A 12,747-nucleotide genomic window follows, 5' to 3' on the forward strand; every position below is an offset into this window, starting at 1 on the left:
CATGCCTCAGCCGATTCGCATCAAGGACCACGAAAAAGACGCCCGCCTGGTGCGGGGCCGCGTCGTGTTCGGTGCTATTGCGGTGGTGGCGCTGATCGGCGTGCTGATCGCGCGGCTGTATTTCCTCCAGGTGATCCAGTACGAATACCACTCGACCCTGTCGGAAAGTAACCGCGTACATGTTCAGCCGATCCCGCCGACCCGCGGGTTGATTTTCGACCGCAATGGCGTGGTGGTGGCCGACAACCGGCCCAGCTTCAGCCTGAGCATGACCCGCGAGCGCTCCGGTGACTGGCAGCAGGTGCTCGACGTGATCGTCGAGGTGCTGCAACTGACGCCCGAGGACCGGGCGATCTTCGAAAAGCGCATGCGCCAGGGCCGGCGTCCCTTCGAGCCGGTGCCGATCATGTTCGAGCTGACCGAAGAACAGATCGCCCTGATTGCCGTGAACCAGTTCCGCCTGCCGGGCGTCGAGGTGGTGGCGCAACTGGTGCGGCATTATCCCCAAGGGCCGCACTTCGCCCATTCGGTCGGCTACATGGGCCGGATCAACGAAAAAGAGCTCAAGACGCTCGATCCGGTCAACTACAGCGGCACTCACCATATCGGCAAGACCGGCATCGAGCGTTTCTACGAAGCCGAGCTGCACGGCCAGGTGGGTTATGAGGAAGTCGAGACCAACGCCCGCGGCCGCGTACTGCGAGTGCTCAAGCGCACCGACCCGATTCCCGGCAAGGACATTGTCCTGAGCCTGGACATCAAATTGCAGGAAGCCGCCGAAGCAGCACTGGGCGGACGGCGTGGCGCGGTGGTTGCCTTGGACCCCAACACTGGCGAAGTGCTGGCGATGGTCAGCCAACCGAGTTTCGACCCGAACCTGTTCGTCACCGGCATCAGCTTCAAGGCCTACGCCGAGCTGCGCGATTCCATCGACCGGCCGCTGTTCAACCGTGTACTGCGTGGGCTCTATCCGCCGGGCTCAACCATCAAGCCGGCCGTGGCGATTGCCGGGCTGGACGCTGGCGTTGTGACTGCGTCGAGCCGCGTCTACGACCCGGGTTACTACCAATTGCCGAACTACGACCACAAGTACCGTAACTGGAACCGCACCGGTGACGGCTACGTGGACCTGGAAGCGGCGATCATGCGTTCCAACGACACCTACTTCTACGACCTGGCCCACAAGCTGGGGATCGACCGGTTGTCGTCCTACATGAACAAGTTCGGCCTCGGTCAGAAGGTGTCCCTGGACATGTTCGAAGAGTCCCCTGGCCTGATGCCGTCGCGGGAGTGGAAACGGGCGACTCGCCGCCAGGCCTGGTTCCCCGGCGAAACCCTGATCCTGGGGATCGGCCAGGGCTACATGCAGGCAACGCCCTTGCAACTGGCCCAGGCCACGGCCCTGGTGGCGAGCAAGGGCAAGTGGTATCGCCCGCACCTGGCCAAGACCATCGAAGGCCAGAAGCCCTTGGACCCGGACCCGATGCCGGACATTATCCTGCGCAACCCGTCGGACTGGCAGAAGGTCAACATCGGCATGCAGCAGGTGATGCACGGCGCCCGGGGCACCGCACGCAAGGCTGCCCTTGGCGCGCAATATCGCATCGCTGGCAAGAGCGGCACGGCCCAGGTCGTGGCGATCAAGCAGGGCGAGAAATACGACCGCTCCAAGGTTCAGGAGCGCCATCGTGACCACGCCTTGTTCGTCGGCTTCGCGCCGGCCGAAAATCCCAAGATCGTTGTGTCGGTGATGGTCGAGAACGGTGAGTCCGGTTCCGGTGTCGCCGCGCCGGTGGTGCGCCAGATCATGGACGCCTGGCTGCTGGATGAGCACGGTCAGCTCAAGCCCGAATACGCAAGCCCCACCACTGCGGAGGCTACGGCCCGTGAAGAATAATTTCGACCGCATCCTGTCCAGCGAAGACGTGATGCGCCGCCGCGCCACCTTGCTGCAACGCATGCACATCGACGGGCCGTTGCTGATCCTGCTGCTGACGCTGGCCGCCGGCAGCCTGTTCGTGCTGTATTCGGCCAGTGGCAAGAGCTGGGACCTGCTGGCCAAGCAGGCCACCTCGTTCGGCATCGGCCTGGTATCGATGATCGTCATCGCGCAGCTCGAACCACGGTTCATGGCGCGCTGGGTGCCGCTGGCCTATGTCGTCGGCGTGGGTTTGCTGGTGGTGGTGGACATCATGGGTCACAACGCCATGGGCGCCACCCGCTGGATCAACATTCCCGGAGTGATCCGTTTCCAGCCCTCGGAATTCCTCAAGATCATCATGCCGGCGACCATCGCCTGGTACCTGGCCAAACGTTCCTTGCCGCCGCAGCTCAAGCATGTTTGCATCAGCCTGTTGCTGATCGGCATCCCGTTCATCCTGATCGTCCGCCAACCAGACCTCGGCACCTCGCTGCTGATCCTGGCCGGTGGCGCCTTCGTGCTGTTCATGGGCGGGCTGCGCTGGCGCTGGATCCTCAGCGTGATCGCCGCCGCCGTGCCGGTGTCGGTGGCCATGTGGTATTTCGTGATGCACGACTACCAGAAGCAGCGCGTGCTGACCTTCCTCGATCCGGAAAGCGATCCGCTGGGCACCGGCTGGAACATCATCCAGTCCAAGGCCGCCATCGGTTCCGGCGGGGTGTTCGGCAAGGGTTGGCTGATGGGCACCCAGTCGCACCTGGACTTTTTGCCAGAGAGCCACACCGACTTCATCATCGCGGTGATGGGCGAAGAGTTCGGCCTGGTGGGCATTTGCGTGCTGCTGCTGATCTATTTGCTGTTGATCGGCCGGGGGCTGGTGATTACCGCCCAGGCGCAGACGTTGTTCGGCAAATTGCTGGCGGGCAGCCTCACCATGACGTTTTTTGTTTATGTTTTCGTCAATATCGGTATGGTCAGTGGCCTGCTGCCAGTCGTGGGGGTGCCGTTGCCATTCATTAGCTACGGAGGAACTTCGCTGGTGACGCTACTGTCAGCGTTTGGGGTTTTGATGTCGATTCATACGCACCGCAAGTGGATCGCACAGGTTTGAATAAGGTGAAGAGTTCAATGCAAGCAATGCGTGGCTGGTCGACGCGATATGCGCCGTGGGTCGGCCTGGTCGGCTTCCTGGGCTGCGCGCCGCAGGCCCTGGCCGGCGAATACGAAGGCTCGCCGCAGGTGGCCGAGTTCGTCGGTGAAATGACCCGTGACTACGGTTTCGCCGGTGAACAGCTGATGGGCGTGTTCCGCGAGGCCGAGCGCAAGCAATCGATCCTCGACGCGATTTCCCGGCCCGCCGAGCGCGTCAAGCAGTGGAGAGAGTACCGGCCAATGTTCATCACCGAGGCGCGGATCGCCCGGGGCGTGGATTTCTGGCGCCAGCATGAGGCGGCCCTGGCCCGCGCCGAGCAGGAATATGGCGTGCCGGCCCAAGTCATCGTGTCCATCATCGGCGTCGAAACCTTCTTTGGCCGCAACACCGGCAATTTCCGCGTGATCGACGCACTGTCGACCCTGGGCTTCGATTACCCGCCGCGCGCCGAGTTCTTCCGCAAGGAGCTGCGCGAGTTCCTGCTGCTGGCCCGCGAAGAGCAGGTCGATCCGCTGACCCTCAAGGGCTCCTACGCAGGCGCCATGGGCCTGCCGCAATTCATGCCCAGCAGTTTCCGCGCCTACGCGGTGGACTTCGACTTCGACGGCCACATCAATATCTGGACCAACCCGATCGATGCCATCGGCAGCGTCGCCAGCTATTTCAAGCGTCACGGCTGGGAGGCTGGCCAGCCTGTGGTCAGCCGCGCCGAGGTGCGTGGCGAGCAGGTGGACGAGGGCTTGACCGAAGGTATCGAGCCGACGAAAACCGTCGGGGAGTTGCGAGCGCTGGGCTGGTCGAGTCATGATGCGCTGCGTGACGACATGCCGGTCACCGCGATGCGCCTTGAAGGCGAGCAGGGCCCTGAATATTGGATGGGCCTGAAGAATTTCTACGCGATTACGCGTTATAACCGCAGCGTGATGTACGCCATGGCCGTACATCAACTGTCTGAAGAGCTGGTCAAAGCACGGGGCGTCAAATAATGCGGGCATTGCCTACCTATCAACCCCTGAAAGCCAGGCCCCTCAAGCTGGTGGCATTGGCGGCGCTGTCGTTGCTGGTCGTCAGTTGTTCGACCAGTCGCGCACCGACCCAGAAAACGCCCACCACCGCCGTGCGCGCCACGCCGGGCCTGGACATCAACCGGGCCCACAAGGACGGCGCGCCGTGGTGGGACGTCGATGTCTCGCGCATTCCTGACGCGACGCCGACGCTGCACACCGGTCCCTACAAGGCCAATCCGTATACGGTGCTGGGCAAGACCTATTTTCCGATCGCCGAATCCAAGCGCTACGTCGCTTCGGGCACGGCGTCCTGGTATGGCACCAAGTTCCACGGGCAGAACACCGCCAATGGCGAGGTGTACGACCTGTACGGCATGAGCGCGGCCCACAAGACCTTGCCGCTGCCCAGTTATGTACGGGTGACCAACCTGGACAACAACAAGACGGTGATCCTGCGGGTGAACGACCGTGGGCCGTTTTATTCCGATCGCATCATCGATTTGTCGTACGCGGCGGCGAAAAAGCTCGGTTACGCTGAAACCGGCACTGCCCGGGTCAAGGTCGAAGGTATCGATCCCCAGGAATGGTGGGCCCAGCGTGGCCGTCCGGCGCCTCTGATGCTCAGCGAACCGAAAGTGGCGCAAAATGCCGCGCCGACCCTGACGGCTTCCACCGGCACGGTCGAGCAATGGACCCCACCGCCGCAGCAACATGCCGCGGCCGTGGTGCCTGTGCAGATCGACGCAAAAAAAAACGCTTCTGCAACAGCGTCTGGCCAGTATCTGCAAGTGGGCGCGTTCGCCAACCCGGACGCTGCAGAGCTGCTCCGATCGAAGCTGAGTTCGATGGTCAGCGCGCCGGTGTTCATCAGCTCGATCGTGCGCAACCAGCAGACACTGCATCGGGTGCGCCTGGGGCCGATCGGTTCTCCGGGTGAAGTGCAGCAGGTACAGAACAGCGTGCGCCTGGCCAATCTCGGTTCGCCGAGCCTGGTCACCGCCGAGTAACTGATTGAAAGCCCGCTGCGGTTGGAGCGGGTCAGGTTGTTGGCTCCATGAATAACAAAAGCCCGGCAAGGGTTGTGAGTGAGCAACTTAAATACGCGGCAGCTCCTTGATGAGTTGCCTGTTTAGTTTTGCCTTTGGGCAGTTCCATTAGCGATTTCGAGAGACGGATGAACATCACCACCTTTGCCAAACGCCTTTGCCTGCTAGTCCCGCTGCTTCTTTCACCGGCCGCGTTCGCGGTCGAGATGATGCCGGCGCCCCCTCAATTGGCCGCCAAATCCTTTGTGCTCATGGATGCCAGCAGCGGCGAGGTCCTGGTAGAGAACAACGGTGACCAGCGCCTGCCGCCGGCCAGCCTGACCAAGCTGATGACCGCGTACATCGCGACCCTGGAGATCCGTCGTGGCCAGATCGGCGAAAACGACCCGGTGACTGTCAGCGAAAACGCCTGGCGCACCGGCGGTTCGCGGATGTTCATCAAGGTCGGTTCGCAAGTGACCGTCAGCGACCTGCTGCACGGCATCATCATCCAGTCCGGCAACGACGCCAGCGTCGCCCTGGCCGAGCACATCGCCGGCAGCGAAGATGCGTTCGCCGACATGATGAACAAAACCGTCGCCGACCTGGGCATGACCAACAGCCACTTCATGAACCCGACCGGCCTGCCGAACCCCGAGCATTATTCCTCGGCTCACGACATGGCACTGCTGGCGCGGGCGATCATTCACGAAGACCCGGCGCACTACGCTATTTATTCCCAGAAGGAATTTTTCTGGAATGGCATCAAGCAGCCTAACCGCAACCTGCTGCTGTGGCGCGACAAGACCGTCGATGGCCTGAAGACCGGCCACACCGAAGAGGCCGGCTATTGCATGGTGTCCTCGGCTGTCCGTGACGGTATGCGCTTGATCGCCGTAGTGTTCGGCACCAACAGCGAAGTGGCCCGTGCCGCCGAGACCCAAAAGCTGTTGACCTACGGTTTCCGCTTCTTCGAAACCCAGACGTTCTACCAGAAGGGCACCGAACTGGCCCAGGCCCAGGTCTGGAAAGGCACCACCAACCAGGTGAAGGCCGGCCTGGCCCAAGACTTGACCATGACCTTGCCTAAAGGCCAGCTCAAGAAACTCGCCGCCAGCATGACCATGAACCCGCAACTGACCGCGCCGATCGCCAAGGGCGACGTCATCGGCAAGGTCGAAGTCAAGCTGGACGACAAAGTGGTGCACAGCGCCGACCTGATCGCGCTGGACGCGGTCGAGGAAGGTGGTATCTTCCGCCGCATGTGGGATAGCATCCGTCTATTCTTCTACGGCTTGTTCAACTGATTCGAGTGTTGACCTGCATGGCCCCGTTCCTTTCCGGCGCGGGGCCATGTTCGTTACCACGGCTTGCGAGGCCGTTACGCCATGACAGACTCCGAAGTAAAGGCGCCAAAGATCGAATTTCCCTGCGCGGATTATCCGATCAAGGTAATCGGCGACACCGGTGTGGGTTTCAAGGACAGGATCATCGCGATCCTTGAGAAGCACGCCACCGTTGACCACAAGACCCTGGCCGAGCGCCAGAGTACCAACGGCAAGTACACGACTATCCAGTTGCATATCATTGCCACTGGCCAGGAACAGCTCTACGACATCAATAGCGAGCTGCGAGCGACCGGTTTCGTGCACATGGTGTTGTGATGCCGGGCACGCTGGGCTTTCGCGAGCTGGGCACGATGGCTTACGAGCCGGTCTGGCATGCCATGCAGCGCTTTACCAATGAACGCGGCACCACCGCCGGCGATGAAGTCTGGCTGGTCGAGCACCCATCGGTGTTCACCCAGGGGCAGGCGGGCAAGGCCGAGCACCTGTTGTTGCCGGGGGACATCCCGGTGGTGAAGGTCGACCGGGGCGGGCAGGTGACTTACCATGGCCCCGGCCAACTGGTTGCCTACCTGCTGCTGGATGTACGCAAGCTGGGGTTCGGCGTTCGCGAGTTGGTCACCCGCATGGAGACATGCCTGGTCGACCTGCTCGAAAGCTATGGCGTGACCGCGGCGGCCAAGCCGGATGCGCCGGGTGTCTACGTCGACGGGGCGAAGATCGCCTCGTTGGGCCTGAGAATCCGCCATGGCTGTTCGTTTCACGGCCTGGCGTTGAATGTGGACATGAACCTTGAGCCGTTCCAACGGATTAATCCCTGTGGCTACGCAGGGCTGGCGATGACCCAGCTGCGCGATCACACAGGATCGATTGAATTTGCCGAGGTAAGTGCCCGGCTGCGTGCGCAGCTCGTCAAACACCTCGACTATGCTGAGCAGACGACCCTCACGGGCGGAATCGACTGATATGACTACTGATGCAGTGCAAACCATGATCCCGACGCTGGACGTCACCGAACGTCCGGCCCCGCGTGCCAAGGTAGAGGCCGGCGTCAAGCTGCGCGGCGCCGAGAAGGTTGCACGCATCCCGGTCAAGATCATCCCGACCACCGAACTGCCGAAGAAACCCGACTGGATCCGCGTGCGCATCCCGGTTTCGCCGGAAGTCGACCGGATCAAGGCCCTGCTGCGCAAGCACAAGCTGCACAGCGTTTGCGAGGAAGCCTCCTGCCCGAACCTGGGCGAGTGCTTCTCCGGCGGCACCGCGACTTTCATGATCATGGGCGACATCTGCACCCGTCGTTGCCCGTTCTGCGACGTCGGCCACGGTCGTCCGAAGCCACTGGACACCAATGAGCCGCAAAGCCTGGCCATCGCCATCGCCGACCTGAAGCTCAAGTACGTGGTCATCACCTCGGTGGATCGCGACGACCTGCGTGACGGCGGCGCCCAGCACTTCGCCGATTGCATCCGCGAAATCCGCAAGCTGTCGCCAAACGTCCAGCTGGAAACCCTGGTGCCCGATTACCGTGGCCGCATGGACATCGCCCTGGAAATCACCGCGGCCGAGCCGCCGGATGTGTTCAACCACAACCTGGAAACCGTGCCGCGCCTGTACAAGGCCGCGCGCCCGGGTTCGGACTACCAGTGGTCGCTGACCCTGTTGCAACGCTTCAAGCAGATGATGCCGCACATTCCGACCAAGTCCGGCTTGATGCTGGGCCTGGGTGAAACCGACGAGGAAGTCATCGAGGTCATGAAGCGCATGCGCGAGCATGACATCGACATGCTGACCCTGGGCCAATACCTGCAACCGTCCCGTAGCCACTTGCCAGTGCAGCGTTTCGTGCACCCGGACACCTTCGCCTGGTTCGCCGAGGAAGGCTACAAGATGGGCTTCAAGAACGTCGCGTCCGGTCCGTTGGTACGGTCTTCGTATCATGCCGATGAGCAGGCGAAACTGGTCAAGGCTGAGCTGTTGGGTTCCTGATCGATACCCAAATGCAACAATGACTGCAGGGCTCATCGGCGGCCCGTAGCGGTTCACTTATGGAAAAGGCGCTTCTCCTGAAAAGGAAAAGCGCCTTTTTTGCTTTGTTCCGAGGCCTCTGCCTGCCTGCTGGCGAGGGAGAAGGGGAGCCATCGTCGGGCTGCCGTGTGTACAGCCTGTTTGCTCCAGCCCCCCTTTCCCCCTAACCGCTGCTTTCCGTATTTCATGTAGTCCTTTTCCTAATTTGCAGTTGAGCCCTCTACTCGACCCCGGCTCTCAGCGAGAATGCCCGGTCGCCCCTCCTGTAGAGAAACGCCGATGTCCGATCCAGCCTGCGAGTTATCATTTCGTCTGGATGTAGCCGGTTTGTCCGAAGCGCTTATCGTCGTGGCCTTCACCGGCCGTGAAGCCATCAGCGAACCGTTTGTTTTCGAAGTGGAACTGGTGCTCGGCGACCTGACCCTGGACTTGGCGGGTTTGCTGTACCGCGACGTATGGTTGAGTTTCGGGGCGCCGGATCGGGGCATCCATGGACAGCTTCACGAGATTGTCCACCGGCATGGCGAGGCCTGTCGTGTGCGCATCGGGCCGAAGCTGGCGTGCCTCGCCCAGCGCTTCAGCCAACGAGTGTTCAATGCTTGTTCGGTGCCGCAGATCATTCGCCAGGTGCTCAAGGGGCATGGCATCGGTGGTCGCAATCTATGCCTGGACCTGAGCGGCGAATATCCGCCGCAGGATCTGTGCACCCAATACCGAGAATCGGACCTGCACTTCCTGCAACGGGTGTGCGCCCAGGCAGGGATTCACTTCCATTTCGAACATACTCGGGATCGGCATTGCCTGGTTTTCGCTGACACGGTGGTCGGCGTTCCCATAGCAGGCAAAGCGGTTTGCAGCGATGAAGGGCGAACCTGCGCAGTGCAGGCCTTCAGGGTACAGGTTGACGCTTCGGGAGTGCCGGTGGCACAAGGGCGCAGCGATCTGATGCACTTGCGTGCCGAGCAGATTCTGTCGCTGACGGCCCATTCATTCGAAAGACGCAACCAGCTCTGGCGATTGACCAAGGTGGAGCACCGAGGTCAGTCCGGCATCTATGGCAATCATTTCCGGGCCATTCCCTGGGAGTGGCCTTTCGTGGCGGACAGGGTGCCAGCCAAGCCCGTCATGGTGAGCAGGCAACGCGGATGGGTCGTGGTGGTCGATGAACCACCGCTGGCCGGACGAGTGGCGGTTCAGTTCGACTGGGCCTATCAGGGGGAGGGGGCCAGCCCCAGCCATTGTTGGCTGCCATTGGCGCCCGAGTTGGCGTCGCGCCGTGCGGGGGCCATTTGCGAAGGCACCGAAGTATTGGTGAGTTTTATCGAGGGCGATCCTGATCGCCCCTTGGTCTGCGCATTTCTCGGCGCTCCTGCCGACGCCCGGACGCCACAAACGGTCTCGTCGAACGCGTCCTCGCTAACGTCCTCGGAGCCGTCTGGAGTCGATACATCCTTATTGTCCGCGATCCAGGGAGGCGAGCCGCTGGTCTTGCTTTGCCTGTTGCCCGGCGGGGGGCGCTTCAGCCCTTGTGCCGAGCCAGTGTGTACGTGCCGCATGTTGACGCGGCACGGCGCGGGCGCTGCTCCATGAACGTCGCAATGCTGCCTGGCCCGGCCCCGCAATGGTTGCTGCTCGATGTGCCGGGCGCGCCGGAGGCTGCGCAGCGCCTGCGGGAGCAGTTCAGAGAGGCGCGACGGTTCCCCCTGCTCGAAGACACCGAGTTCGATGAATTGAAGACGCACGGCCCGTTGTTGGTGGATTTGCGCAAGTCGCCTGCGCTGGCCAGCCTGTGCCGATTGGACGCCCAGTCCTGGCCAGGGCTGCTGTTGGTGAGCGCGACGCCAGTCGAGTCGCTGCTGGCGCATTTGCGTCGCATGTTGATCGTGACGCTTGGCCTTCACCACAAGGCTCTGTTGAACTATTACAACCCGCACACCGCCAGCTATTTCTTCGATGGTTGCGATCCTCGGGAGCTCAGCTGCTGGCTCGGGCCGATCAGCCTGTTGCGGTGGTTCGGTGGTACCTGGGCTGACCGGGCGACGGGCTGCCACGGTTGGCAACAACTCTCTAATCCCAGGCTGCCGGTGCCGGCGCTGGAGACCGAGCATGGCCTCAGCGACGGACAGCAGATCAGATTGCAGGAGTGCCTGCTGGAGCGTCACGTCTGGCAATGGTCCCGCTCCACCGGGCATGACTATTGGGTGCTCTGGGAGTATCTGCAACAAGGCCGGGCGCTGGGGTTCAGCGAGCAGGCCGTTATCGACGGCTGGTTGTGGTTACGTCTGCAATATCCCGATGCCCGGCCAGTGCCAGGGCTGGTGGGCGGCTCGCAGCGAGAACGTCTCGACCATCTGCGTCGGCTGTGGCAGGACGATCAAGGCTGAGCCTTCATCGAGCGGTTGCGTCGAGCCAGCCATCGCGCCGGTGCAAGTGCCAGGCGACGGCACCGAGCGTCAGGCTGCGCAATACCATGAACGACAGGAAGCTGATCCACAGTCCGTGGTTGCCCAGTCCTTGCAGCGCCCAGGCGAATGGCAACGCCAGCAATAGCGTCAGCAACATGCCGTTGCGCATTTCCCGGGCGCGGGTGGCGCCGATGAACAAGCCATCAAGCAAATAGCTCCACACCGCAATCAACGGCAGCGCTGCGAGGTAAGGCAGGTAGTGGTAAGCGGTGTCGCGCACATCGGGGATGTTGGTTTGCATATCGATGAACAAATGCCCAGCGAGCAGAAACAGCAAGGCAAATCCGACGCTTGCAATCAGCGACCAGCCGCAGGCGACCACCAGCGAGCGGCGCAGCGCCAGGCGATCCCGGGCGCCGATGGCGTGGCCACACAGCGCCTCGACGGCATGGGCCAGGCCGTCCAGGGCATGGGCGGTCAGCAGCAAGCCATTGAGCAGCAGGGCGTTTGCCGCCACCGTCGCATCCCCCAGGCGGGCGCCCTGCACGGTGATCAGGAAAAATACCGATTGCAGGACCAGGCTACGGATGAAAATGTCCCGGTTCACCGCCAGCAACGGTCGCCAGCTCTGCCACAACCCCAGGGCCGCCCAGGCGATTCGTCCTGGCCAGGCGCGCAACGTGTGGCGGGCCAGGGCCAAGCCCACCAGCGCGCCCGTCCACTCGGCGATGACTGACGCCCGCGCCGAACCGGTTACGCCCCAATCCAGGCCAATGACGAACCAGAGGTTCAAGGCGATGTTCACCAGATTGGTGACCAGCAGGATCACCAATGGTGCGCGAGCATTCTGGGCGCCGAGAAACCAGCCCACCAGCGCGTAGCTGGCCAACGCCGCGGGCAAGCCGAAGAGTCGCGTGTGAAAGAAATCCCGAGTCAGTTGATCAAGCTCGGCCGATGGCTGCATGAAATGCAACGCGACGTTGCTCAGCGGCACGCCCACCGCGCCGAGCATAATCGCCAGCCCCATCGCCAGCAGCAGTCCTTGCAGCAACACCTGTCGCAACGCCGCCCCGTCGCCCCGCCCGGCAGCCTGGGCGGCGAACCCGGTGGTGCCCATGCGCAGGAAACCCATGGCCCAGGCCAATACGGTATACAGACTCGCCCCGACCGCCACCGCGCCCAATTGATGGGCATGCGGCAGGTGGCCGATGACAGTGCTGTCGACCAGCGCTACCAGCGGCACGGATATGTTCGAGAGAATCATCGGCGCGGCCAGCGCCCATACCCGGCGATGGGTGAGGCGGTCGCGCCAGTCGGCGATCAGGTTGGACATGGTGGCTCCTGGATGGACCGCGATTGTAGCGGCTTCCAGTTAGTCGTTCCTCAGCGTTCGGATTGATTGTGGCGAGGGGATTTATTTTCTCGCCACGAGGGTGTTCGGCTCGGGATCGATCAGCGCTTTAGTGAATGATCCAACTCAACAACCACAGCCCCAGTACCAGCCAGATGATGCCCATCACAATCGACGCCCGCATGAACGCGCGGATGGCTGAGTACAGGAGCATCAGGCCGAGGATCAGCGCGATGATACTGATGATCGACGTGTCCATGCCGAGGGTGCGGGACAAACCATCGACGAAGTTGCCGCCGGCATTGGCCAGGGTATTGAACAGGCCGCTGAGCAGATCGACGATAAAACGGATCACCGAACCGAGCGCCTGGCCAAGCCATTCGAAAAAGCTTTCTACCTGCATGTGTGCATCCTGATGAAGGGGGATCGAAATCGAGCCTGGGCTCCTGATAGTAGGAGCGATGGCGGCTGCGATGGTTCGATTATGGGGTATTTCGCCGCTTCGTACCGA

General features: G+C 62.2%; 12 protein-coding genes. 10 read left to right on the forward strand and 2 right to left on the reverse strand.

What is annotated here, in order from left to right; genetic code table 11:
* The first annotated feature begins 1 nt into the window (after position 1).
* From mrdA to J3P82_RS03810, 10 genes are all read left to right on the forward strand, one after another.
* Complete coding sequence (gene mrdA / locus J3P82_RS03765) at positions 2-1,897, forward strand: penicillin-binding protein 2 (RefSeq protein ID WP_434560810.1); 1,896 nt, start codon at positions 2-4, stop codon at positions 1,895-1,897.
* Between the two features lie 31 nt (positions 1,898-1,928).
* Positions 1,929-3,032: a rod shape-determining protein RodA gene (gene rodA, locus J3P82_RS03770; RefSeq protein WP_186613787.1), complete on the forward strand. Its 1,104-nt coding sequence runs from the start codon at positions 1,929-1,931 to the stop codon at positions 3,030-3,032.
* A gap of 17 nt (positions 3,033-3,049) precedes the next feature.
* On the forward strand, positions 3,050-4,060 hold the full coding sequence (gene mltB, locus J3P82_RS03775; RefSeq protein ID WP_434560812.1) for a lytic murein transglycosylase B: 1,011 nt from the start codon (positions 3,050-3,052) through the stop codon (positions 4,058-4,060).
* Positions 4,060-5,088, forward strand: a complete 1,029-nt coding sequence (locus J3P82_RS03780; RefSeq protein ID WP_434560814.1) for a septal ring lytic transglycosylase RlpA family protein — start codon at positions 4,060-4,062, stop codon at positions 5,086-5,088. The genes mltB and J3P82_RS03780 overlap by 1 nt, the downstream gene beginning before the upstream one ends.
* A gap of 167 nt (positions 5,089-5,255) precedes the next feature.
* Positions 5,256-6,413 (forward strand): D-alanyl-D-alanine carboxypeptidase family protein, encoded by a 1,158-nt coding sequence (locus J3P82_RS03785; RefSeq protein WP_434560816.1) that lies wholly within the window; start codon positions 5,256-5,258, stop codon positions 6,411-6,413.
* An 81-nt stretch (positions 6,414-6,494) separates the two neighbouring features.
* Positions 6,495-6,770: a DUF493 domain-containing protein gene (locus tag J3P82_RS03790; protein WP_003185772.1), complete on the forward strand. Its 276-nt coding sequence runs from the start codon at positions 6,495-6,497 to the stop codon at positions 6,768-6,770.
* A complete protein-coding gene (gene lipB / locus J3P82_RS03795; protein ID WP_434560818.1) occupies positions 6,770-7,417 on the forward strand; it encodes a lipoyl(octanoyl) transferase LipB in 648 nt (215 codons plus the stop codon). The genes J3P82_RS03790 and lipB overlap by 1 nt, the downstream gene beginning before the upstream one ends.
* A 1-nt stretch (position 7,418) precedes the next feature.
* Positions 7,419-8,441 carry a lipoyl synthase gene (gene lipA / locus J3P82_RS03800; RefSeq protein ID WP_434560820.1) on the forward strand — a complete coding sequence of 341 codons (1,023 nt, stop codon included), beginning with the start codon at positions 7,419-7,421 and terminating at the stop codon, positions 8,439-8,441.
* Between the two features lie 318 nt (positions 8,442-8,759).
* Complete coding sequence (locus J3P82_RS03805; protein WP_434560822.1) at positions 8,760-10,070, forward strand: contractile injection system protein, VgrG/Pvc8 family; 1,311 nt, start codon at positions 8,760-8,762, stop codon at positions 10,068-10,070.
* Entirely contained in the window at positions 10,067-10,864 is a 798-nt protein-coding gene (locus tag J3P82_RS03810) for a DUF4123 domain-containing protein (RefSeq protein WP_434560824.1), read from the forward strand. The genes J3P82_RS03805 and J3P82_RS03810 overlap by 4 nt, the downstream gene beginning before the upstream one ends.
* A 4-nt stretch (positions 10,865-10,868) precedes the next feature.
* Here J3P82_RS03810 and J3P82_RS03815 read toward each other — a convergent pair whose 3' ends face one another.
* Together J3P82_RS03815 and J3P82_RS03820 are read right to left on the reverse strand one after the other, a co-directional pair.
* On the reverse strand, positions 10,869-12,218 hold the full coding sequence (locus J3P82_RS03815) for an MATE family efflux transporter (protein ID WP_434560826.1): 1,350 nt from the start codon (positions 12,216-12,218) through the stop codon (positions 10,869-10,871).
* 127 nt (positions 12,219-12,345) lie between these two features.
* Complete coding sequence (locus tag J3P82_RS03820) at positions 12,346-12,639, reverse strand: hypothetical protein (RefSeq protein WP_003197447.1); 294 nt, start codon at positions 12,637-12,639, stop codon at positions 12,346-12,348.
* Positions 12,640-12,747 lie beyond the last annotated feature (108 nt).

It is taken from the genome of Pseudomonas sp. Z4-20, assembly GCF_051131955.1.
Taxonomy (GTDB): domain Bacteria; phylum Pseudomonadota; class Gammaproteobacteria; order Pseudomonadales; family Pseudomonadaceae; genus Aquipseudomonas; species Aquipseudomonas marvdashtae.